25 protein-coding genes and 1 pseudogene are annotated in these 21,778 nt (G+C 72.2%); 16 read left to right on the top strand and 10 right to left on the bottom strand.

Annotated elements, in window-relative coordinates:
* The first annotated feature begins 45 nt into the window (after window positions 1–45).
* Entirely contained in the window at window positions 46–1,251 is a 1,206-nt protein-coding gene (locus Aiant_RS02780; RefSeq protein WP_189330789.1) for an MFS transporter, read from the top strand.
* On the opposite strand, the gene Aiant_RS02775 is transcribed toward Aiant_RS02780, so the two are convergent.
* Window positions 1,140–1,601, bottom strand: a complete 462-nt coding sequence (locus Aiant_RS02775) for a DUF6069 family protein (RefSeq protein WP_189330788.1) — start codon at window positions 1,599–1,601, stop codon at window positions 1,140–1,142. The genes Aiant_RS02780 and Aiant_RS02775 overlap by 112 nt on opposite strands.
* The gene (locus Aiant_RS02770; protein ID WP_189330787.1) at window positions 1,598–2,572 is read right to left on the bottom strand and encodes an RNA polymerase subunit sigma-70; all 975 of its coding nucleotides are present in this window, start codon (window positions 2,570–2,572) and stop codon (window positions 1,598–1,600) included. The genes Aiant_RS02775 and Aiant_RS02770 overlap by 4 nt, the downstream gene beginning before the upstream one ends.
* 173 nt (window positions 2,573–2,745) lie before the next feature.
* On the opposite strand from Aiant_RS02770, the gene Aiant_RS02765 reads away from it, so the two are divergent.
* Both Aiant_RS02765 and Aiant_RS02760 read left to right on the top strand, forming a co-directional pair.
* Complete coding sequence (locus Aiant_RS02765; RefSeq protein WP_189330786.1) at window positions 2,746–3,519, top strand: hypothetical protein; 774 nt, start codon at window positions 2,746–2,748, stop codon at window positions 3,517–3,519.
* Window positions 3,520–3,528: 9 nt separating this feature from the next.
* The gene (locus tag Aiant_RS02760) at window positions 3,529–3,996 is read left to right on the top strand and encodes a DUF7691 family protein (protein WP_189330785.1); all 468 of its coding nucleotides are present in this window, start codon (window positions 3,529–3,531) and stop codon (window positions 3,994–3,996) included.
* 56 nt (window positions 3,997–4,052) lie between these two features.
* Here the strand turns inward: Aiant_RS02760 and Aiant_RS02755 are convergent, their stop codons facing one another.
* Together Aiant_RS02755 and Aiant_RS02750 are read right to left on the bottom strand one after the other, a co-directional pair.
* Complete coding sequence (locus tag Aiant_RS02755; protein ID WP_189330784.1) at window positions 4,053–5,546, bottom strand: DUF6345 domain-containing protein; 1,494 nt, start codon at window positions 5,544–5,546, stop codon at window positions 4,053–4,055.
* An 86-nt stretch (window positions 5,547–5,632) separates the two neighbouring features.
* Window positions 5,633–6,322 carry an RlpA-like double-psi beta-barrel domain-containing protein gene (locus Aiant_RS02750; protein ID WP_212846924.1) on the bottom strand — a complete coding sequence of 230 codons (690 nt, stop codon included), beginning with the start codon at window positions 6,320–6,322 and terminating at the stop codon, window positions 5,633–5,635.
* Between the two features lie 268 nt (window positions 6,323–6,590).
* Here Aiant_RS02750 and Aiant_RS02745 point away from each other — a divergent pair, with 268 nt between their 5' ends.
* Together Aiant_RS02745 and Aiant_RS02740 are read left to right on the top strand one after the other, a co-directional pair.
* Entirely contained in the window at window positions 6,591–7,250 is a 660-nt protein-coding gene (locus Aiant_RS02745; RefSeq protein ID WP_189330782.1) for a VOC family protein, read from the top strand.
* Window positions 7,251–7,296: 46 nt separating this feature from the next.
* On the top strand, window positions 7,297–7,716 hold the full coding sequence (locus Aiant_RS02740; RefSeq protein WP_189330781.1) for a PCC domain-containing protein: 420 nt from the start codon (window positions 7,297–7,299) through the stop codon (window positions 7,714–7,716).
* A gap of 17 nt (window positions 7,717–7,733) precedes the next feature.
* On the opposite strand, the gene Aiant_RS02735 is transcribed toward Aiant_RS02740, so the two are convergent.
* Complete coding sequence (locus Aiant_RS02735) at window positions 7,734–8,681, bottom strand: hypothetical protein (RefSeq protein ID WP_189330780.1); 948 nt, start codon at window positions 8,679–8,681, stop codon at window positions 7,734–7,736.
* Window positions 8,682–8,855: 174 nt separating this feature from the next.
* Between Aiant_RS02735 and tsaA the strand changes: the two genes are divergently transcribed.
* From tsaA to Aiant_RS02715, 4 genes are all read left to right on the top strand, one after another.
* On the top strand, window positions 8,856–9,266 hold the full coding sequence (tsaA, locus tag Aiant_RS02730) for a tRNA (N6-threonylcarbamoyladenosine(37)-N6)-methyltransferase TrmO (protein WP_189330779.1): 411 nt from the start codon (window positions 8,856–8,858) through the stop codon (window positions 9,264–9,266).
* Between the two features lie 41 nt (window positions 9,267–9,307).
* Entirely contained in the window at window positions 9,308–9,739 is a 432-nt protein-coding gene (locus tag Aiant_RS02725) for a PPOX class F420-dependent oxidoreductase (protein WP_189330778.1), read from the top strand.
* A 73-nt stretch (window positions 9,740–9,812) separates the two neighbouring features.
* Window positions 9,813–11,072, top strand: a complete 1,260-nt coding sequence (gene eno, locus Aiant_RS02720) for a phosphopyruvate hydratase (RefSeq protein WP_189330777.1) — start codon at window positions 9,813–9,815, stop codon at window positions 11,070–11,072.
* 10 nt (window positions 11,073–11,082) lie between these two features.
* The gene (locus Aiant_RS02715) at window positions 11,083–12,003 is read left to right on the top strand and encodes a MerR family transcriptional regulator (RefSeq protein WP_189330776.1); all 921 of its coding nucleotides are present in this window, start codon (window positions 11,083–11,085) and stop codon (window positions 12,001–12,003) included.
* Here Aiant_RS02715 and Aiant_RS02710 read toward each other — a convergent pair.
* Entirely contained in the window at window positions 11,951–12,163 is a 213-nt protein-coding gene (locus Aiant_RS02710; RefSeq protein WP_229830039.1) for a TrmO family methyltransferase domain-containing protein, read from the bottom strand. The two genes, Aiant_RS02715 and Aiant_RS02710, sit on opposite strands and share 53 nt — an antisense overlap.
* Window positions 12,164–12,224: 61 nt before the next feature.
* Here Aiant_RS02710 and Aiant_RS45380 point away from each other — a divergent pair.
* Window positions 12,225–12,641: pseudogene (locus Aiant_RS45380) on the top strand (DUF3253 domain-containing protein); the annotation flags it as partial.
* Here Aiant_RS45380 and Aiant_RS02700 read toward each other — a convergent pair.
* Window positions 12,570–13,934, bottom strand: a complete 1,365-nt coding sequence (locus Aiant_RS02700) for an MFS transporter (RefSeq protein ID WP_229830038.1) — start codon at window positions 13,932–13,934, stop codon at window positions 12,570–12,572. The pseudogene Aiant_RS45380 and the gene Aiant_RS02700 overlap by 72 nt on opposite strands.
* A 95-nt stretch (window positions 13,935–14,029) precedes the next feature.
* Complete coding sequence (locus Aiant_RS02695; RefSeq protein WP_189330774.1) at window positions 14,030–14,422, bottom strand: hypothetical protein; 393 nt, start codon at window positions 14,420–14,422, stop codon at window positions 14,030–14,032.
* A 115-nt stretch (window positions 14,423–14,537) separates the two neighbouring features.
* Between Aiant_RS02695 and Aiant_RS02690 the strand changes: the two genes are divergently transcribed.
* From Aiant_RS02690 to Aiant_RS02675, 4 genes are all read left to right on the top strand, one after another.
* On the top strand, window positions 14,538–15,200 hold the full coding sequence (locus tag Aiant_RS02690; RefSeq protein WP_189330773.1) for a response regulator transcription factor: 663 nt from the start codon (window positions 14,538–14,540) through the stop codon (window positions 15,198–15,200).
* On the top strand, window positions 15,197–16,231 hold the full coding sequence (locus Aiant_RS02685; protein WP_189330772.1) for a sensor histidine kinase: 1,035 nt from the start codon (window positions 15,197–15,199) through the stop codon (window positions 16,229–16,231). The genes Aiant_RS02690 and Aiant_RS02685 overlap by 4 nt, the downstream gene beginning before the upstream one ends.
* Before the next feature lie 11 nt (window positions 16,232–16,242).
* The gene (locus Aiant_RS02680) at window positions 16,243–17,208 is read left to right on the top strand and encodes an ArsR/SmtB family transcription factor (protein WP_189330771.1); all 966 of its coding nucleotides are present in this window, start codon (window positions 16,243–16,245) and stop codon (window positions 17,206–17,208) included.
* 74 nt (window positions 17,209–17,282) lie between these two features.
* The gene (locus tag Aiant_RS02675; RefSeq protein WP_189330770.1) at window positions 17,283–17,846 is read left to right on the top strand and encodes an O-methyltransferase; all 564 of its coding nucleotides are present in this window, start codon (window positions 17,283–17,285) and stop codon (window positions 17,844–17,846) included.
* On the opposite strand, the gene Aiant_RS02670 is transcribed toward Aiant_RS02675, so the two are convergent.
* Window positions 17,843–18,766 carry a phosphotransferase gene (locus Aiant_RS02670; protein ID WP_229830037.1) on the bottom strand — a complete coding sequence of 308 codons (924 nt, stop codon included), beginning with the start codon at window positions 18,764–18,766 and terminating at the stop codon, window positions 17,843–17,845. The genes Aiant_RS02675 and Aiant_RS02670 overlap by 4 nt on opposite strands.
* Before the next feature lie 87 nt (window positions 18,767–18,853).
* Between Aiant_RS02670 and Aiant_RS02665 the strand changes: the two genes are divergently transcribed.
* On the top strand, window positions 18,854–20,371 hold the full coding sequence (locus Aiant_RS02665; RefSeq protein ID WP_189330769.1) for a fatty acyl-CoA synthetase: 1,518 nt from the start codon (window positions 18,854–18,856) through the stop codon (window positions 20,369–20,371).
* Here the strand turns inward: Aiant_RS02665 and Aiant_RS02660 are convergent.
* A complete protein-coding gene (locus Aiant_RS02660; protein ID WP_189330768.1) occupies window positions 20,368–20,805 on the bottom strand; it encodes a VOC family protein in 438 nt (145 codons plus the stop codon). The genes Aiant_RS02665 and Aiant_RS02660 overlap by 4 nt on opposite strands.
* A gap of 120 nt (window positions 20,806–20,925) precedes the next feature.
* On the opposite strand from Aiant_RS02660, the gene Aiant_RS02655 reads away from it, so the two are divergent.
* Entirely contained in the window at window positions 20,926–21,558 is a 633-nt protein-coding gene (locus Aiant_RS02655) for a DUF7003 family protein (RefSeq protein ID WP_189330767.1), read from the top strand.
* Window positions 21,559–21,778 lie beyond the last annotated feature (220 nt).

The following is a 21,778-nucleotide window of genomic DNA, read 5'->3' as shown; positions in this document are numbered from 1 at the left end:
CGTTCTATCGCTCATCGCTACTAGAACGTTCTAGAGTGCCGAGCCGTGGACACGCTCACCGCCGGTCGCCGCTGGGCGGCCCTGCTCGCTCTCGCCCTGGGCGGCTTCGGTCTCGGCCTCACCGAGTTCGTCGCCATGGGCCTGCTCCCGGAGATCGCCCGCGACCTCTACGGCGACGCGGCCCCGGACACGGTCGCCAGGGCCGGCTGGATGATCACCATCTATGCCCTGGGCGTGGTCGCCGGTGCTCCCACCATCGCGGCGCTCACCGCCCGGGTCCCGCGCCGGCGCCTGGTCCTGGGCCTGCTCGCTCTGATGGCCGGCGGCACCGCGCTGTCCGCGCTCGCCCCGACCTTCGAGCTGGTGCTGGCCGGCCGATTCCTCGCCGCCCTGGCCCACGGCGCCTACTTCGGTGCGGCCGGCATCCTGGCCGCGTCCATCCTCGGCCCGGGCAACCAGGGCAAGGGCGTCGCCCTGGTGATCGGTGGCCTGACCGCGGCGAACATCGTCGGCGTCCCGCTGATCACGAGTCTCGGGCAGGCCCAGGGCTGGCGGACGGCCTATCTCGCGGTCGCCGCCGTCTTCGCCCTCACCCTGCTCGCCGCCGCCCTGGTCGTCCCGGCGGCGCCCGCGGCGCCCGGCGGCTCCCCGCGCGCCGAGCTGGCCGCCTTCCGCTCGCCGCGGGTCTGGCTCGCCGCCGCGGTCGTCGCCGTCGGCCCGGCCGGCTTCTTCGCGGTCAACAGCTACGTCGCCCCGGTCACCACGCACGTCACCGGCCTCGCCACCGGCCTGGTCCCGTGGGTGCTGGCCGTGATGGGTGCGGGCATGACCGCCGGGATCGCGGCCGGTGGCATCGCCGCCGACCGCGACCTGCGCCGCACCGTGGTCTGGGGCCTGGCCGGGCTGGTCGCCTCGGTCGCCCTGTTCGCCCTGACCGCCGCCCACCCGGCCGGCCTGTTCGTCAGCGCCTTCCTGGTCGGCGCGGCCAGCCTGTTCATCGTCCCGGCCCTGCAGGGCCAGCTGATGGTCGCTGCCCCGGACACTCAGCTGATGGGCGCCGCCATCAACCAGTCCGCGATCAACCTGGCCAACAGCCTCGGTGCGGCCGTCGGCGGCGCCGCGATCGCCGCCGGCTGGGGCTACCGCTCCTCGGCCTGGCTCGGCGTGGCCCTGGCCGGCGCCGGATTGCTGCTGGCTGTCGTCAGCTTCCGCGCCACCGCCCCCGCACGTGAGCTGGTCCGGGCCGGCTGACGGAGGCTCCGCACCAGGGTGGGGATCATGATCGCCGCGGCGATCAGGTGCAGCCCGCACAGGGTGGCGACGGTGGCCGCGTTCGCCCCGGTGAGCACGGGCGGCACCAGCGAGAGCGCGGTCAGCGCCACCGCGGTCCACCGGAAGTACCGGCGCAGGGTCACCGCCAGGACGACCCCCACCAGCGAGAAGACGCCGGTCATCGTGGCGAACCCGGCCAACGGGATCGCCTCGCCGCCGTCCGGTGTCTCGAAGTCGACGCCGGCGGCCATGGCGAGCGCCGCGCCGAGCGTGGTGGCCACCATCGCCGCGACGGTGGCCAGCAGTCCGTTCCTGATCGTGTTCCTCATGCCGCGCCGCCCGCCACCAGGCGCTCCGGGAGCCCGAACCGCGCGAACCGGTCGCTGTGGAACGTCGTGATCTCGGCGATCGCCCCGCCGGTGACCCGCAGCACGTCGAGCGTCAGCGGCAGGTACGCCTGCTCGCCGGCGTTCCAGAGGTAGAAGGCGACGGCCGGCTGCCGGTTCGCGGAGGTGGGCACGGCGCGCAGGCCGGTCATGCCCTCGAAGCCCTCCTCGGCCCAGTTGCTCAGCACCGCGTCGCGGCCGAGATGCAGGCCGGGCGTCGGCGGCATCGAGAACCGCACGTCGTCGCGCAGCATCGCGGCGAGCGCCGGGATGTCGGTGGCCACGCTGGCGTCGGTGAACCGGCGCACCAGCTCCCGCGTCCCGGCGTCCTCCTCGCCGCCGGTCCAGTCCTGCCGCTCGGCGGGCAGGTGCTCGCGCATCCCGGCACGGGCCCGTTGCAGCGCGCTGTTCACCGAGTTGACCGAGTCGCCGAGCAGTTCCGCGACGTCCTTCGCCGGCCAGCCGAGCACGTCCCGCAGGATCAGCACGGCCCGGGAACGCGGCGCGAGATGCTGCACCGCCACCAGGTACGCCAGCTCGATCGTCTCCCGCGCGACGGCCGCCGTCTCCGGAGCGTCCGCGTCACCCGCGGGCAGCTCGTCCAGCAGCCGGTCCGGGTACGGCTGCAACCACCGCACCTCGCCGCCGGTCGCCGGCTCCGGGCGGCGCTTGGCGAGCAGGTCCAGGCAGGCGTTGGTGGCGATCCGGTACAGCCAGGCCCGGAACGTCGACCGCCCCTCGAACGTCTCCCGCCGCCGCCAGGCCCGCAGGAACGTCTCCTGCACGGTGTCCTCGGCATCCTCGAACGACCCGAGCATCCGGTAGCAGTGCACGTGCAGCTCCCGCCGGTGCCGCTCGGCCACCCCGGTGAACGCCGGCTCGTCGACCTCGCCCAGCATCGTGTCCGCACCCATCACGTCATCCTCCCGGCTCATCGTGTCCCGACGCAGGTGTGACGGGTGCGCCCAGGAAAACTCATCAGTCGGATTCCCGTCCGCGAAGTTCCGGACCGGCGGTATCTGCCGCGGGTGGTGACGCGTCTTGCTCACGACCTGACCGGGCCGGCGTGCGGCAAGGAGGAATCTGAATGTCCCATCCCCATCAGAAGAAGGTGGCGAGGCGTGGCAAGCCCACGCCGATCGCGACCGATCTGCGTCTGACGAAGCGCCCGACCACGACCGCCACGGAGAAGGTGATCAGCAAGACGACGCGCGATGCCACCCGGGCCAAGATCCTGGGCGTGCAACGAAAGTACGCCGGGCACACGGTGACCCGGAGCCTGTCCGATCCCTCGGTCAGGCAGTACCTGGCGGCCGGCGACAAGCGATCCAAACGCAAGGCGAGCGAGGCGATGGGCGAGAGCGGTGCGGTGACCTGGCTCAGGTCCCGCACCAAGCGCCGGATCAACCTCTCCCGTCCGACCGTCTCCAGGCCGTTCACCTGGAGCTTCAGCCCTGGCGTGCCGTGGGCGGACGCCGTGGCGTTCCACGGGTCCAACGTCACCGACGTGACCTACTGGGACGGCGCGCTGCTGCACATCGTGGAGGCGAAAGGGGGCGGCTCGGCGCTGAGCACCGGCATGCGCGCACGGATCCAGCGGTACGATCCCGACACCGCGCAGATGAATCCGCAGAAGCTCCGGCAGTCGGCCTCGCCGCCGAGGGTGAGCCAGCGGACTCTGGCGTATCTGATCGACATCGCCTACTCCATGTGCGCCTCCAAGAGCCAGGACCGGCGCGCGCTGGTCGGCAAGGCCATCCTCAACGCGATCGAGAGCGGGAAGATCGAATACCTCGCGGTTTCGACCAAGGTCGAGCCGGACGACACCCACGCGACCGTCACCGTCATGGACGACCGATAAGGAGGAACCGTGAGCTACACGCTGGAGCTATGGGCCGCGCCCGTGGACGAGTTGGCGGCCCGGCTGGGCGCCGGAGGCGCTGACGACGACCCGGCCGGCAAGCAGGCGACGCCGGCCCAGCTCGACATCGTGGCGTCGTGGCTGGCCGTGGCCGGTCGCCCGATCGACTCCGTGCAACACAGCTCGGCGGCGGGCGACTGGTTCGAGGACGACGTGATCGGTGGCCCGATCGCCGGACACCTCGGCGCCGACCTGGCCGGGCACCTGCTCTCGCGCCCGCTGGCCGGGCTGACCTGGGACGAGTTCCCCAGCGTCGGCTGGGTGCGCAACGCCGAGATCCACGCCGCACTGACCGGCCGGGCCCGCGCGGACCTGCCGGACCCGGACACCGACGAGGGCGACGTCGTGCGGACCGTCATCGACGCCCTGGAGCGGGTCATGGAGTCCGGACAGGACCTGGTGACCTATTACGGCTGACCGGCCGGCCGCAGGTGCCCGAGCCCGCCGGGCTCGGGCACCTGCGGGATCCGTAGTCAGGTGATCGGCTCCTCCAGGACGTAACGCTTGGCCAGCCCGCCACCGAAGTCGACCTCGACCTCACGCCGGGCCACCAGCACCGCGCTGTCGCCGCGGACCGCGTAACCGACCTCGGACGACTCCGGCACCTCGCGCACCGCGCTGGGCACCCGGCCGCTCGACGCGGCCCGGCGCAGCCGGCGCTGCAACGCTGCGCCGAACAGCTCCTCGACGTCCCGGTCGGCGCCGCCGGGCGGGGCCGCCGGGGCGTCCCGCAGGTCGGCGACCGGCCGGGTGGAGTCGAGGATGCCGGTCACGTTGCGGTCGTTGTCGACCCGCACCTGCAACCGGCCCCGGTCCGGGCTGACCACCGGGGTTCCGTCGATCAGCTGGACGAACCCGACCGTCCGCTCCCGGATCCGCGGCTCCACCCGCTCGTCCGCGGACGCGCCGGCGTGCCGGTCGTACCGGATGTGATCGACGGCCAGCTCGGCGTGCTCGGAGAGCCGGTACCGCTCGATCGCCCGGCGGGCCACCGCGACCGCCTCGTCGTCGGTGAGCTGCTGGTCGGTCTGCGCCGGCGCGGCCAGGGTGATCTCCCGGGACCCGCTCGTGCCGAGCACCACCTTGGCCGCGCCGCCGAACCGGTCGGTCCACGCGGCGGCAAGGTCGTGCGCCGCGGCCCGGCCGAACTTCGCCGACCGGGTGCCGCGGGGCACGGCGAGGGTGCGGGCGCGCAGCGTCGCCCGGTCGTACCAGCGCCACCACCACCAGGCGGTGTTCGCCCGGCCGGCGTCGAACAGCCGCTCGTTGAACAGCCGGTCGGTGGCCTCGGCCTGGGTCGCGCCGCACGCCGTCACGGCCGGCTCCTGCCCGTGGCTGATCCGCCACGAGGCGTCCAGGAACGCGGTGCTGAACGACTTGCCCTTGTTCCACTCCTCGAAGAAGTAACGGCCGTAGTTGCCGTTGTCCACGCTGGTCGTCTCGTACCCGAGGATCATGCGCAGCCCGAGGTTCGCGGTCGACCAGGTGCGGATCGGGCTGTGCCCGCCCTTGACCCGCACCGACTCGCAGGTGGACCAGAAGACGTACCGGGCGTACTCGTTGCCCAGCCGCATGTCGTTGGAGCTGGTCCAGTGGTCGCCGCCCCAGTCGTTGCCGACCGGGATGGAGAAGACGCCGTTGCTGGCCATCCCGCCGTGCCCGGAGTGATAGACCACCTTGGCCGCGTCGAAACCGTAGTCGTCCTGCCAGTTGTCGTACGTCTCCTCGTAGATCCACTGCCCGACGTTGCCGTCCCGGTACCAGCCGTTGGGTGTGTTGAACTGCTTGACGTAGTCGTAGAAGCCTTGCGCGTCGTCGTGGGTGAGGCTCAGGTCGCCGACCCCGGGCGGGAAGTCCTCGATCGACGTGAAGAAGTAGATGTCTTGCTGGGTGCCCTTGGCGGCGTCGTCGCTCCCGGCGTTCGGGTTCGCGCCGGACACCAGTCGGGCGTCAACGAGTTCGGTCATGGTCGCTCCTCTGCGCTGCTTGCGGGTACCAGGTAGGGAGCGCGGGCCGGCTCGGCAGATACCGGGCGGTCCTTGAATTGACACCTTCAGTCGACGGTGATCCCGGCGCCGGTGAGCGTCAGGTACCAGGGCGAGTCGGTGAAACCGGGTCCGGTCTCCGGGCCGATGTAGGCGTCGATGTGGTGCGAGCCGCCCAGGCCCGGGGTGAACTCGTCGGTGATCAGCCAGGCCGCGTCGCGCAGCGTGGCGCAGATCGTGGCCGGCGGGGCGGAGCCGTCGTCCTGGGTCCCGCAGGCGGCGATCCGGAACCGGGTGCCGTGCGGCAGCACGCTCGGATCGGCGGCCGCCGAGACGAACGGGGTGAGCCGGTCCCCGTCGGTGTCCCGCGGCGCCGAGTCCAGCCAGAACCCGACGTCGTAGGACCAGTTCAGGTACTGCCCGGCGGTCGTGCGCCCGGTGCCCTCGTCCGTCACGGCCTGCACGAAGTCGGCCGGATACGTCCCCAGGTCGTCGTCGCCGTGCGCGCAGTCCAGTTTCGGGCAGCCGGTGACCCGCGTCGGCTCGCCGCTGTGGAACCGCTCCACCGCGGTGTAGTAGACCGTGATCTCCCAGCCTCCGCTGACCTGCCGGCTCGGGCGGGGCGCGGTGACCGCGGCGGAGGTCGTCGCGCTCATCGAGGGGACGCTCACGCCGGCCGTCGGCTGCGCGGGCGGTGCCGGGGGCGCCGTGCCGCACCCGGCGAGCGCCGCGACGGTGAGAAGCAGACCGGCCCGCACCCGATCGAGCATGCCAAGCCGGGCGGGCGGGCACCGGCGGAACGCCCAGGTCACCCCTCGTAGTACGAGTTCACCGCGGGCTGCCCCGTGTAGTTGGCGCCGGCGACGAATCGCCCACCCGGCGCCAGCCACCGCGCGATGCGAGCCAGCACGCCCAGCTCAGCGCTTCCCGGTGCCGCGGCTCGCCACCACCGCGGAGGCGTGCAACTTGCGCGTGTTCAGCAGTTGGGGTGTCACGCGGCCAGCTTGCCAGGAGGAGGATGGTGACATGGACCCGGTGGCCCGGCTCGACCTGGTGATTTTCGACGCGGCGGACATCGATGCGGTGGGCGCGTTCTACGCCAGGCTGACCGGGTGGGACGTGGTGCGGCAGGAGGCCGACCGGTTCGGGATCCGGGACCCGAGCGGGCAGGAGATCGAGTTTCAGTACGCCCCGGATCACGTCCCGCCGCGCTGGCCGGGACAGGATCGGCCCCAGCAGTTCCACCTGGACCTGCGGATCGGTGACCCGCGGACCGAGGCCGCCCGGGCGATCGAGTTCGGCGCCCGGCTGCTCGCCGACGGCCCGGGCGGCATCACCCTGGCCGATCCGGCCGGCCACCCGTTCGACCTGGGCGCGCCGGGCGGCACCACCCCGTTCACCGTCACGGTCGACGCCCCGGACGCGGGCGTCCTGGAGCGCTTTTACGCCGGCCTGCTCGGCGGCATCCCGGCCATCCTGCGGTTCCAGCAGGTCAACGAGTACAACGCGCCCCGCTGGCCGGACCCGGGCCACCCCCAGCAGGCCCACCTCGACCTGCTCACCGCCGACCTGGACGCGGCGCAGGCCCGCGCGGTCGCGCTGGGGGCGCGGTCGCTGAACGCCGGCACCGACCGCTTCCGTGTCTACGCCGACCCGGCCGGGCACCCCTTCTGCCTCATCCACTGACCGCGACCGACAGGCGCCGCCACTCACGCCCGTCGCCAGTAGTCACATGATCACCCAGAAGGGACATCGTCATCCGGGCCGCGTCGTGGGAAGGTGGCGGGCATCGACGAACCCGACGAAAGCGAGCATCGTGCGCCTGATCACCGCCAACCGTGGCGAAGAGGTTCTGCACACCATTCAGACCGCCGTGACCACCGGCGGCGTCACCGCCGCGTCGATCACGCTGATCGGCGCGGTCCACGAGGCCACCGTCTCGATCATGAAGAAGGACGACGCGCGTACCGATCTCGTCGAATCCTATGAGCAGCCGTTCGAGCTGACCGGCACCGGGGAGGTCATCGACGGCCGGGTCCACGTGCACGTGACGCTGGCCGGCGAGGGCCTGATCGTCGCCGGTCACCTGCACCGGGCGGTCGTCGGCGAACACTTCGTCCGTGCCTACCTGGACCCGGTCGCCGAACGGTGATCCCGGCTGTGGGCCGGTCAGGAGAGCGGATCCCAGTCGGCGGCGTAATGCGTGAGTGACGCCGCCAGATCGGGGTGCGAGGCGACCCACAAGCTGTCGAACAGATACCACTGCTGGAATCCGAATGCCCCGCTGCAATGCATCGCCAACTGGGCCAGGTGCCCACCCACCTGAACCAGTGACGCCTCCGGACGCCGGCCGCCGGCGAGCACCGGGTCCTCGACCAGCGCCAGGGCCGCAGCGTGCGGGTCGTCCCGTCGGGCCAGTTCGTCCGGCCAGGGCGCGTCCGCGTCGAGGCTGAAGCCCGGCCACAGGTTGGCCCGGTGCAGCGCCGGCGCCAGCGACTTCTCGCCCGGCGCGACCAGCGCGGCGAGCACGTGCAGCTCCGGCGGCCAGCCGTGCCGGCTCGCGCGGGGCAGGTGGTTCGCCAGCTCGGCCAGCTCGATGCCGGGAAAGGTCACCTGGTCGGCGCCGTCCAGGCTGGCCCCGTCGTAGTAGGTGAGGAACGTCGCGTACGTCGCCGGCTCGCCGGGCGGGTCCTTCTCCGCGTCCTCGGGCAGCGGCCACGACTCGTGCAGCAGGTAGGCGAGCCGGTCCGGCGCCGCGGCCACCACCCGGTCGTCCAGGAAGAAGTAGGCCAGCTCGACCTCGTCGTCGTCGGTCCGCACCCGCAGGCTGTGCTCGTCCAGCCGGATGTAGTCGGCGTCCCCCTCGACATACAGGTGCTCATGCAGCAGGGTCCGCAATTGATCGGTCGACTCGGGCGGCGGCAGCCGATGCTCCCGCGCCGCCTCGAAGATCGAGCTCAGCCCGTAGACGTCCGCGCCCAGCTCGTTCGCGATCCAGTTCCGTGGCTCGGCGCGTCCCCAGTGCCGCCGGAACCAATCCAGCACCGTCGCATCCGGCAACCGCCGCACCAGTTTGCTCAGCGGCCCCGCGTAATGCGACCGATAGACGAAATGCACCGCCCGAGGCTATCGGCACCCACCCCGCGCCGCCGCCGGATCAGGCGGAGATCCTCCGCCGGGGTTCCGCGTCGGAGAAACGCGCCGTCGCGGGCAGCGAAGACGATCCGCACCACCGGGAATACACGGAGATCACTGTCTTGCGCTGCCGGGCGTACCGTAAGGTCTGTCAGCATGAGCGACCTCGCGGTGACGCCCGTCGGCCGGGTCGAGTCGCCGCTGACCGATCGCGCGACCGCTCCCCGGCAGGGCGACGAGGGCGCCCCACCGGCCTGGCTGGTCTTCGCCGAGCAGTACGCGGACGCGCTCAGCCACCTCGAACCCGGCGCCGGACTGCTGATCCTCACCTGGCTCGACCGGGCCGACCGCAGCGTGCTCCAGGTCCGCCCGCGCGGCGACGCGACCCGGCCGCTGACCGGAGTCTTCAGCACCCGCTCCGCGGACCGGCCGAATCCGATCGGCCTGCACCGCGTCACCGTCCTCGCCGTCGACGGGCTGCGCATCCAGGTCGCCGATCTCGAAGCCCTCGACGGCACCCCGATCCTCGACGTCAAACCGGTCCTGGAAGCGCGGGGCGAACGGTGACGTCCGGAATACCGGCCCAGGGAAGGGACTTGGCGACAGACATGACTACCTTCGATCCGCACGCCCTGCTCGCGGAGAGCAGGCTCGGCATCCTCGCCACCATCCGGAAGGACGGGCGCCCGCAGCTCTCCCCGATCCTGCCGTTCTACGACCGCGAGGCCGGCACGATCTACGTCTCGATGACCGAGGGCCGCGCCAAGACCGCGAACCTGCGCCGCGACCCGCGCGCCGCGATCGAGGTGACCAGCGCCGACGGCCGCGCCTGGGCCACCGCCGACGGCGACGCCACCCTGATCGGCCCCGGCACCGACCCGCACGGCCCGGAGGTCGAGGCGCTGGTCGACTACTACCGCCGAGCCGCCGGCGAACACCCGAACTGGGACGAGTACCGCGCGGTCATGGTCGCCGACCGCCGGGTCCTGCTGACCCTCCAGGTGACGCACGTTTACGGCCAGTCACTCATCCCGGACTGAGCCCTCGATCGCCGATGGGGTGAGCGATCAGCGCTTGACCTGTACCCGGGGGTGCGGGTCTAGCGTCCCGGGCATGAACGTGATCACCAGTGTGCATGCCCGGGAAATCATCGACAGCCGCGGGAACCCGACCGTCGAGGTCGACGTGGTGCTGGCGGACGGGGCTCGGGGGCGGGCGGCCGTGCCGTCCGGGGCGTCGACCGGCACTCAGGAGGCGGTCGAGCTGCGGGACGGGGATCCGCGGCGCTACCACGGCAAGGGCGTGCGGCGGGCGGTCGAGGCGGTCAACACCGAGATCGCCGCGGCGCTCAAGGGGCACGACGCGGGCGACCAGGAGGGCGCCGACCGGGTGCTGATCGAGCTGGACGGTACCGCGAACAAGGGCCGGCTCGGCGCGAACGCCACGCTCGGCGTCTCGCTGGCGCTGGTCCGGGCCGCGGCGGACAGCGCCCGGCTCCCGCTGTACCGCTACCTCGGCGGGACGGACGCCACCCTGCTGCCGCTGCCGCTGATGAACATCGTGAACGGCGGGGCGCACGCCGACAATCCGCTCGACTTCCAGGAGTTCATGATCGCCCCGGTCGGCGCGGGGACCTTCGCCGAGGCCGTACGCATGGGGTCGGAGGTCTTTCACACGCTGCGCGGGGCGTTGCGGCGGGCCGGGCAGAACACGAACGTCGGTGACGAGGGCGGGTTCGCGCCCGACCTGCGGACCGCCGAGGAGGCCCTGACGTTCGTCACCGAGGCGATCGAGGCGACCGGGTACCGCCCCGGGACCGACGTGGCGATCGCGCTCGACCCGGCCGCCTCCGAGTTCTTCACCGACGGCCGCTACCTGCACCGCGACCCGGCCGAGCACGTCGCCTACCTGGCCGGGCTGGTCGACGCGTTCCCGATCGTGTCGATCGAGGACGGAGTGGCGCAGGACGACCACGCCGGGTGGGTGGCGCTCACCGAGGCGATCGGCGAGCGCTGCCAGCTGGTCGGCGACGACGTGTTCTGCACCAACGAGGCGCTGCTGCGGCAGGGGATCGCGGACGGCCTGGGCAACGCCATCCTGATCAAGGTGAACCAGATCGGCACGCTGACCGAGACCCTGGCCACGGTCCGCACCGCGCAGGCCGCCGGGTGGGGTGTGGTGATGTCGCACCGGTCCGGCGAGACCGAGGACACCACGATCGCGGACCTGGCGGTGGCCACCGGGTGCGGGCAGATCAAGACCGGCTCGCTGTCGCGCAGTGACCGGACGGCGAAGTACAACCAGCTCATCCGGATCGAGGAGGAGCTGGGGGAGCGGGCCCGGTTTGACCCGTACCCCAGGGTGCGGGTTTAGGGTTCACGGCATGCGGGTGGGTGAGCTGGCGCGCCGGACCGGGACGACGATCCGGGCGCTGCGGTATTACGAGTCGGTCGGCCTGGTCGTGCCCCGGCGCCTCAGCAACGGCTACCGGGAGTACGACCCGATCGCCGAGCGCCAGGTCGCCCAGATCCGCGAGCTGATGGCGCTGGGCCTGGCCGTCGAGGAGACCCGCCCGTTCGTCGAGTCGATCGCCGACGGCTCGCAGGACGTGTGCGCCGCGACGCTGGCGACGTTCCGGAGCACGGTGACCGGGTTGCAGCGGCGGATCGGGGAGCTGACCGCGCAGCGGGACGCGCTCAACGCCCGGATCGACGAGGCGGCGCGGTCGGTGGTGACCGGGGTCCCGGCCGGTTTCACCAGCCCCGCCGGCCTGGTCGGCGGGACGCTGCCGGGGTTGCGGTTCTATGCCAGCGACGGGCGGCCGGTGGACCTGGCCGCGCTCGGCCCCGGCCGGACGGTCATCTTCGTCTATCCGCTCACCGGTCGCCCCGGCGTCGACCTGCCGCGCGGCCTGCTCGAGGTGCACGGCGCCCGGGGCAGCACCGACCAGGCCATCTGGCTGCGTGACCACCACGCCGAGCTGCTCGCCGCGGGCGCCGCCCGGGTCTACGGCCTGTCCGCGCAGTCCACCGGATACCAGCGGGAGCTGGCCCATCGGCTGCGCCTGCCGTACCCGTTGATCCCCGACCCGAAGCTCACCCTGGCCGCCGCCACCGGCCTGCCCACCCTGACCTCGGGCGACCTGGCCCTTTACGACCGCCTGACCCTGATCGTCAGCGACGACGTGATCGAGCATGTCTTCCACCCGATCCCCGACCCGCCCTCGCACGCCATGGACGTGATGTCCTGGCTCACCAAGGCCAGGGCCGGAAGTAATCAGCCATCGTCGGCTTCAGGTCGATGACCGGTGTGCCGGAGACCGCGTCCAGCCCGGTCACCGTCAGCTCGCGCCCGTCGACGGCTTCGATGGCGCAGCACGTCACCCCGATTCGGCCCGCGACCGGCGAAGATCCCGACGGGCGGGGGGCCGGCACGCCCCCGATACGGTCTCGGCTGCTCGCCATGCGATGAGGCCGACCAGCCGGCGGAAGGGTTCAGGGCCGCGGCGGCGGGAACCATGGCGGCATGGGCTCGCGGAACGACGCCACGCTGACAGCGGACGGCCGGTACCTGATCGTTTCCGGCCGGCGGTGGCGGGCCGCCGACCCGGGCATCCCAGAGCCGCTGCGTCAGGAACTGGTGGACGAACTGATGGCGAGCCGCCGGCTGGTCCGCACCGACCCGGAGACGGCGCGTCCCCGGGTGCGGGACGCCAAGGTGGCGCTCGGCGAACGCGGCGACCCGTGGTGGGAGCCGACGCCGGCCGGCCGGCGGACCCGGCTGGCCGCGGCGATCCGGACCCTGCTGCGGCACCGCCGTGCCGACGCCACCATCTGCCCGAGCGAGGCGGCCCGGATCGTCGGCGGCGAGTCATGGCGTGACCTGATGGTCCCGGCGCGCGAGGTGGCCGCCGCACTGGCCCGCGCCGGCGTCGTCTCCGTCCGCCAACACGGAGCCGACGTCGACCCGGCCACCGCGACCGGCCCCATCCGCCTCGCCCGCGGCCCGCAGTGGTGAGTACCGGGCCAGGCGGTCGGTGGCGACGCCGGCCGTCAGGAACATGCCGGCCAGCAGCAACCAGCCCGAGGTCCCGTGCGCGATCGCGGTCAAGGTGACCACCACCGGCGCGAGCATCGTCCCGGCCGCGAAGCCGGTCTGGCTGATCCCCTGATAGGCGCCCGGGTTGCGGGAGTCGGCGAGCTCGAAGGCCAGCGACCACTCACCGGCCTCGGACAGGACTTCGGCGGCGCTCGCGGCGACGACCGCGAGGAGCAGCAGGCCGACCGCGGCGAGCGCGGGAAGCGGTGCCGCCCCGGCATAGAAAAGGCAGGTCAACACCAGAAAACCGGAAGACGCCAGTACGGTACGCCCAGCCGCCCGCACGTCCGTGACCAGCCGCGCCGCCGGAAGCTGGAAAAGCGCGACCAGCACCGTGTTGAGCACCAGCAGCAGCGCGACGACGGTGGCCGGCGCCCGCGTGTGCAAGGTGACCCAGAGCGGCATCCCCACGGTGAGCAGCCCGAACTGAACGGTGAGGAGCCCGTAGAACGCCGCGATCCCGACGTACCGGAAATCCCGCAACGGAGAGCGTGCCGCCCGCCGCGGCCCTCCCGCGCGTGAAGCAATCCCCGCGGAGGTCGAGGGCGACGGCGGAGGCGAAGGGAAGCCGCGCAGGGGCAGTGTCGAGGTCAGGACCAGGGCGGATGCCGTGAGCATGGCGACGACATAGGCCGCCGGGGTGCCGGTGGCCAGGGCGGCCGTGGCGAGGGCCGACCCGAGACCGACGAACACGTTGGTGACCACCCGCAGGCGGGCGCGGACCGTCACGCGGTCCGGCCCGGTGAAGTGCAGGGCGAGGAGCGTGGCCTGAGCGGTCCGCTGCGCGCCCTGAGCCCCGATCGCGGCGCACGCGATCAGCGTGAAGGTGATCGCCGAGGCGGCCGAGCAATACGCGGCCAGCGCCACCGACTGGGTGACCGTGGCCGCGACCAGGACGCGCTGCGCGCCCACCCGGTCGGCGAGATAACCGGATCCGAAGGCGGCCGCCATCCCGGCCCCGCCGGCCACGGTCAGCCCGACGCCGACCGTGGCCGGCGACAATCCGATCACGGTGGTGAAGAAGAGCGCGCTGACTCCGAACAGCACGCCTTTGGCCAGCGAGGACGCCGCGATGGACAGGGTCAGCGCGCGCTCGACCGGACTGCGGCCGACGAGCCGTTCAGCAGAGAGGATCACGCCCCCGTTCTGCCAGCCGGCTCCGGGCCGTGCGATTGATGAAGGATATCGCTTCATAAACCGGACGATGGCCGGGAGCCGGGATCGGCCGGGGATCAGCTCGGGCGGGCCGGGGCCGCCGGCGCCTTCGGGCAGGTTCCGGCGCAGGTGAAACCCAGGGACGGCCCGCTCGGCGCGGAGAGTTCCGGCTCGGCCGGGAGAGCGCTGCCGCTCGGCAGCAGCTCCCGGCAGGCCGCCACCGCCTTGCGGTAGTCGTCCGCCAGCACGGAGACCGACCCGTTGACGCGGACCCGACCGTCCGCGGTGATCGTCACCCCGGGAAAGTCCGCCACCCCGTTCGCCCGCACACACGCGGTGAAGGCCGCGGCCCGATCCCCGCCGCCCGCGGCAACGGCGACCTCCGGACCGCCCGCAGCGGAAACCGCGGTCCCGAACGCCAGCGTCGCCACGCCGAGACCAACCCCCGCCACCCATCGTCCGTTCTTCATGGACACTCCTTCCGAACCGGTTCGCTGTCGGGACTCAGCCCACCAGCCGCCCGGTCACCCCAGCGGAACAGCGACGGTTACGCCGGGGAAACGCCCGTCCCGCCACCATCGGGGCATGCGCATCCTGCTGGTCGAGGACCACCGAGAACTCGCCGAGACGATCGCCGCCGGCCTGCGCCGGGAGGGCCTCGCGGTCGATCTCGCCGCCGACGGCCCAGCCGCGCTGGACCGCGCCGCGACCTTTCGGTACGAGGTGATCGTCCTCGACCGCAACCTCCCCCGCATGCACGGCGACGAGGTCTGCCGCACCCTGATCAGCAACGGTCACCCGGCGCGGATCCTGATGCTCACCGCCTCGGCCGGCATCGAGGACCGGGTCGACGGGCTCACCTGCGGCGCCGACGACTACCTGCCGAAACCGTTCGCCTTCGCCGAGCTGGTCGCCCGGATCCGCGCGCTGATCCGCCGCAACCAGCCCGCGCTCACCCCGGTCCTCAGCCACGCCGGCCTGCGCCTCGACCCGAACCTGCGGACCGCCTCCCGGTCCGGTCGCCGGCTCGACCTGCGGCCCAAGGAGTTCGCCGTCCTGGAGGTGCTGATGGCCGCCGCCGGCCGTCCGGTACCCGCCGAGGAGCTGCTGGAACGCGCCTGGGACGAGGCCGCCGACCCGTTCACCCACACGGTCAAGGTCACCGTCAGCCGGCTGCGCCGCAAGCTCGGCGACCCGCCGCTCATCCACACCGTCCCGCAGGCCGGATACCGCCTGGCGGCGGCATGAGACGACAGACCCTCCGACTCCGCCTGACCTTGCTGTTCGCGGTCCTGTTCCTGATCGCCGGCGCCGCGCTGTTGCTCCTGACGTACGCCATCACGACCGGCCAGCACCTCGTCGAGGAGCCGGCGGTGCCCGGGGGAGTGCACGTGGTCGTACCGAGAACTGACATCGATCTCCAGCGCGACCGTGACCTGCAAAGCCTGCTGCGGGCGGAGGGCGCAGCCCTCGCCGGCATGACCCTGCTCGCCGGCGGCCTCGGCTGGCTGGTCGCCGACCGGGCGCTCCGCCCGCTGCGCACGATGGCCGGCGCGGCCCGGCAGATCTCCGAACGCAACCTGCACCAGCGGCTCGCCCTGAGCGGCCCGCGCGACGAGGTGAAGGATCTCGCCGACACCTTCGACGGGCTGCTCGGGCGGCTGCAAGGGGCGTTTGAGGCGCAGCGGCGGTTCGTGGCGAACGCGTCGCATGAGCTGCGTACGCCGCTGACCGTGGAACGCAGCCTGCTCGAGGTGGCGCTCGCGGATCCGGACGCGGACCTGCGGCACACGTGCGAGCGGGTGCTCGCGCAGAACCGGCAGCAGGAGCGGCTGATCGAGGCGCTGCTCACCCTGGCCCGCAGCCAGCGCGGACTGGACCGGCGGGAACCGGTCGACCTGGCGTGGGTGGTCGAGGGGTTCGAGGTGGCCGCCGAGCTGCATCCGGCGCCGGCCATGGGCGATCGGCCGCTGATCGAGCGGCTGGTCGGGAACCTGATCGACAACGCGGCGCGGCACAACGTCCCGGGCGGCTGGATCCGGATCTGGACCGGGACGGACCGCGGGTGGGCGGTGCTGCGCGTGGTCAACTCGGGGCCGCCGGTGGTGGAACAGGCGCTGTTCGAGCCGTTCCGGAAAGGGGACGGCAGTGCGGGGCTCGGCATCGGGCTGTCGATCGTGGCGGCGATCGTGACCGCGCACGACGGGCAGATCGAGGCGCGGGCCCGAGCCGAGGGCGGGCTGGACGTGGTGGTCCGGTTCCCGCCCGCGGGGAGGTAGCGTGCTGCTTCATGGTCGTGCGATATCAGCTGGTGGGGCAGGACCTGGGCGGGGTGCGGTTCGCGATCTCGCCGCTGAACGAGCTGGTGCTGTCGCTGCACGCGTGGCGGGATCCCGGGCGCTATCCGCTGCACCTGCCGTGGATCCGCCAGATGCAGCGGGTGCGGGGGTCGCTCGACGACGCGGTGCTGGATGCGCTGGTCAACGACGACCTGTGGACCCCGGATTTCTTGACGCCGCGTCCGTGGTCGCCGCTGACCCGGCTGGAGGACGAGCTGGCGGCGATTCGGCGTACCGGAAACGGGGTTGTCGATCGTGATCTGCGGCTGCTGCACGGACCCGGGGAATTGCCGGCGCCGCTGCGCGGCCCGGACGTCTTGGACCGCATCCTGGACGCGTTGACCGGGTATTGGGAGCGGTGCTTCGCGCCGCACTGGTCACGGATGCGGGCGCTGCTGGAAGGCGACGTGACCTTCCGGGGGCGGGAGATCGCGCAGCACGGGCTGGCCGCGATGTTCGCCGGGTTGGCCGGACGGGTGCGGTTGTCCGGGGACACGGTGGAGGTTTTCGTACGCTCGCAGGTGCACTACACGCGTCCGGCGACCGGCGGGCTGACCCTTGTTCCGTCGATGTGGACCAGCAGCGCCTCCGCCCCGATCCTGCCGGACGAACCTCCGATGATCATCTATCGGGCGCGGGGGCTGGGCACGCTCTGGGAGCCGCAGCCGCTGCCCGCTCCCGGTGCGCTCGCCGGCCTGCTCGGCGCGCACCGGGCCGGTCTGCTGATCCAGCTGGCCACGCCGGCGTCGTCGACCGAACTGGCGGTCCGGCTCGGGGTGACCGCGACAGCGGTCAATCAGCATCTCCGGGCTCTGCGGGCGGCTGGGCTGCTGGTCAGCGCGCGGCATGGGCGGTCGGTGCTCTACCGGCGGTCCGATCTCGCGGATCAACTCCTGGCTCGGTCCAGCGTTTCCTGACTCGGTCCGTGCCACCGATGTCCGCCGGCTTGGGCTCTGCTGATATCGGTGGACGGGGCTGCGAGGATCGGGCCATGAATACGCCGGCGGCGGTCAGTGCCGCGCAGGAACGGGCCCGGGCGGCCGGGTTCACGATGTCGTCCGAGGAGAGCTGCGGGCGGTTCCTCGGTGTGCTGGCCGGGGCGGTGCGGCCCGGTGGGCGCATCTTGGAGATCGGAACCGGGAGCGGGGCGGGACTCGGGTGGATCGTGGCGGGGCTCGGCGGCCGGAGTGACGTCGAGGTGCACAGCGTCGAGCTGGATCCGGCGATCCACGCGCTGGCGGCGGCTGCGGAGTGGCCGTCCTGGGTGCGGCTGCATCTCGGCGATGTGCACGACCTCTACCCGGTGCTGGGCTCGTTCGACCTGATCTTCGCGGACGCGCCCGGCGGGAAGTGGACGGACCTGGACCGGACCATCGCTGCCCTGACGCCGGGCGGGTTGTTGCTGGTCGACGACATGCGGCCGGAGCGGTGGGGCAGCGCGGACCACGAGCGCCTCACCGGTGAGGTCGCCACGACGCTGCTCACCCACCCCGGCCTGAACGCCGTGGAACTGACCTGGAGCACCGGCCTGATCCTCTGCTCCCGGATCGGCTAGTCGAGGTAGCCGGTGAGGTACGTGAGGGCGGCGGCGGTGTCGGCGTCGTCCCGGTGCGGCGTTCGGAGGTCGGTGGTGAAGGCGGCGACGTCGGCGAGGATCCAGGCTCGGCGGTAGAGGGCGGTCGCGGTCGGGGAGAGCGGTAGGCCCAGGTCGACGGGTTCGGCGCCGAGCATGGTGGTGAGCATCCAGAAGTCGCGTTCGGGTGGGGCGATCCGGACTGTCGTCCAGTCGATCAGGCGGGGGCCGGCCGGGGTGCGCAGGACGTTGCCCGGGTGGGGTTCGCCGTGGGTGACCACCCACGTGGGGGTGGTGGCGCGGACGGCTTCGGTGAGGCGGTCGAACTCGGCCAGCCAGTCCTGGATCCGGGTGGCGTGGCGGTGCAGGAGGGCGCGGGCCGGTTCGGCGTGCGGGCCGCTGGTCCACGGCCGGTCCAGGTCGCTCAGGGCGGCTTCCAGATCGTGGCGGCCGGGGAGTCGGAGGTCGGTGCGTGGGGCCAGGTCGGCGACGGCTGGTGTGGCCCGGTGCAGGGCGGTGAGAATGCCGGAAATTTCGGGAATGTCCTCCGGGTGGTGCGGGCCGAAGTCGCCCGGGGTGCCGTCGAGCAGCGGGAACACGGTCACGGCATAACCCCGGGGTAGGGGGTGCACGATCGCATCGTCGAGGGTGGGCACCGGGGCGACGACGACATCGAGGCCCGCGCGGTGCAGGGCCAGTGCGGTGGCGAAGGATCGGCGCAGGTCCGGGCCGTCGCGGTCGACCTTCACGAACCAGGACCGCCCGTGGTCGTCGGTGACCGACCAGTGAAAGCTGCCCGCGCCCACCGGCAGGTAGTCGATCGCGGCGGCCTCGATCGCCCAACCGGCGGCCAGCGCCGCGCTCAGATCACCCTCGTCGAGTCCCACCGGCCGCTCTCGCACGCCGACGATTATGTCCCCCGGCGAGGGCCTTCTCGACCAGGGCGAGCAGGGCTTGCCTGCCCGCCCGATACCGGGGCAAGGTGAGTCATGGATCACGCCAGCACCGTCGGACGCATCATCGAGCGCAGCGCGCGGCGCACCCCGGACCGGATCGCGCTCACCTTCGCCGACCGGACCTGGAGCTATGCCGAGTTGGACACCGCGGTCGGGCGGGTGGCGGCCGGGCTGCTCGCGCTCGGGCTGTCGCACGGCGACCGGGTCGCGGCGTACGGAAAGAACTCTGATTCTTATCTTCTGCTCTTCCTCGGCTGCGCGCGGGCCGGTCTGGTGCACGTGCCGGTCAACTTCAACGCTGTCGGCGGCGAGCTCGGGTACCTGCTCACCCAGTCCGAGCCGGCCGCCGTCTTCGGCGACGTGGCGCTGTCCGCCCCGCTCGACGCGATCGAGGAGGAGCTCGCCGGGCTGCCCCGCCGGACCCTGCACGACGTCCTGGCCTGGGCGAGCGATCCGGACGGCCCGGTGCACCACGAGGCCGGGGTGGCCGACGGCGACCTGGTGCAGTTGCTCTACACGAGTGGGACCACCTCGCAGCCGAAGGGCGCGATGCTGACCCACCGGGCGCTGGTCCACGAATACGCCTCCTGCATCGCGGCCCTCGACCTGCGGCCGGACGACGTGCCGCTGCACACGCTGCCGCTGTACCACTCCGCGCAGATGCACGTGTTCCTGATGCCGGGCCTGGCCGTCGGCATGACCAACCACCTGCTCGAAGCCCCGGTCGCCGAGGAGATCCTGCGGCGGGTGCCGGGCGACGGCATCACCTCGCTGTTCTTCCCGCCGACGGTCTGGGTCGGCCTCGGCAACCACCCCGGGGTGGCCGAGGCCGATCTGAGCAGCCTCCGCAAGGCGTACTACGGCGCGTCGATCATGCCGGTGCCGGTTCTCCAGAAGTGGCAGAAGCTGCTGCCCGAGGTCGGGTTCTACAACTGCTTCGGCCAGTCGGAGATCGGGCCGCTGGCCACCGTGCTGCGGCCGGAGGAGCATGCGGCCCGGCCGGATTCGATCGGGCGGCCGGTGCTGTTCGTCGAGGCGCGGGTGGTCGACACGGAGATGAACGACGTGGCGCTCGGCGAGGTGGTCTACCGGTCACCGCAGCTGTGCCAGGGGTACTGGGGCAAGCCGGAGGAGTCCGCGGAGGCGTTCGCCGGTGGCTGGTTCCACTCCGGTGACCTGGTCCGGGTCGACGAGGAGGGCTACCTGTTCGTCGTCGACCGGATCAAGGATGTGGTCAACACCGGCGGCGTGCTGGTCGCCTCCCGCGAGGTCGAGGACGTCCTGTACGCCCACCCGGCGGTGGCCGAGGTCGCGGTGGTGGGACTGCCCGACCCGCGCTGGATCGAGGCGATCACCGCGGTGGTGGTGCCGCGCGGCGAGGTGACCGCGGAGGAGCTGATCTCGTACGCCAGGGAGCGGCTGTCCGCGCACAAGGTCCCCAAGTCGGTGCACCTGGTCCCGGCCCTGCCCAAGAACCCCTCCGGCAAGCTGCTCAAACGCGAGATCCGCCAGCAGTTGGGCGGCAGCGCCTCGGCGGTCGGACTCGCCTAGTCCGTTGTGGTGTCCTGAGGCCCCAGCTCCTGGAACAACGTGATCTGGAGTTCGGCGGGCGCCTCGAGCCGGGAGTTGAGCGAGTTCCACGGCGTACGCGTCGGCGGCGCCACCTCTGCCGCGCCGGCCGCCGTGGCCTCGGCCGTGCGCGCGACCGTGTCATCGACTTCGAACGCGACACGGATCCGCGGTGCCACCTGGCGCCCGACCTCGACCTCGTCGATCATCCGCTTCTGCGCCGGGTTGGCGATCTCCAGCGTCGCGCGACCGGCGTCGAGGATCACGACCCTCGCGTCGCCCTCACCCGCGAAAGCGGCTTGTTCCGGAAGGCCGAGCACGTCCCGGTAGAACCTCACCGCCTCGGCGAAGTCCTCCGCCTCGACGACCAGGCGGAGCTGCCTGACCCGCTGGGGTTGATCCGTGCTGTCGCTCACCGCCCGACAGTAGATCAACCTCCGCACACCACACCACTCTCCGCGCTGCGGCAGAGGGGACGTCACGGCTTCCGGTCTCGGGCACCGCTTCCCGGGGGCCTGTGGTTACGCTGCACGGCCATGGACTCCGCTGAGATCATCGGCCAGCTCGACGCCGCGGCCGACGAGGCCGTGTTTCCCGAGCTGAACAACGGCTACTACTACGCTGTCGACGCCCGGCTCCATGCCTACCGCGACGCGCGGCGGTGGGCGTTGATCGTCGAGACGGTGGGCTACTCGCCCCGGGCCGGCAACCTCACGGACGTCCTGCACGTCTTCGGCAACTGCCTGACCGGCGGCGAACCGGGCTTCGAGAACGGCGACTTCCTCGACCGCATCGACAACTGGGACGAGATCGAGGACGCCGACGAACCGGAGACCTTCCGCGGAACGCCGATCGTGATCCGCGGTCGTCGGCTGGAGACGGCCGCGGAGGTCGGCGACGACCTGGTCGACGTGTTTCGCCGGCTCGCCCCCGAGCACCGCGAGCTCCTGTTGGCTGACGAGGCTGAGCTTCGGCGGCGGATTCCGGCCGACCTGCCCGAGATCATGCGGCTGGACGCATGGCACCACCCTGTCGACGAACTCCCCAGCGAGTCGACGACCTTCCGCCAGCTCGCCGACGTGCTCGCGACCGGCGACAGGGAACGGTACGCACCGGACATGCCGCCCAACACGCATTGGTCCCACTGGCCGGAGTCCGGAACCCTGTAGCCGATCCGGGCCCCACGAAGGACTCACCGAGATCGTCGCTGCCGAGCACGGTTCGCTGAGGTTGCGTGGGCGGCGGTCATGGTGCGGAGCATGCTCTCGACGACGACCATTTAGTGCCGGGCAGCCGGCTCGTCGTCCCCCGCCGCCATGGTGTGCTGGAACGCGTCCTCCAACGCGCGATCGGTTCGCCAGCGGACCATCACCGGAGCGTGGCAGTCTG

It is taken from the genome of Actinoplanes ianthinogenes, from assembly GCF_018324205.1.
GTDB lineage: Bacteria > Actinomycetota > Actinomycetes > Mycobacteriales > Micromonosporaceae > Actinoplanes > Actinoplanes ianthinogenes.
The sequence above is the reverse complement of the archived record's forward strand: the minus strand, read 5'-3'. Positions and strand labels throughout refer to the sequence as shown.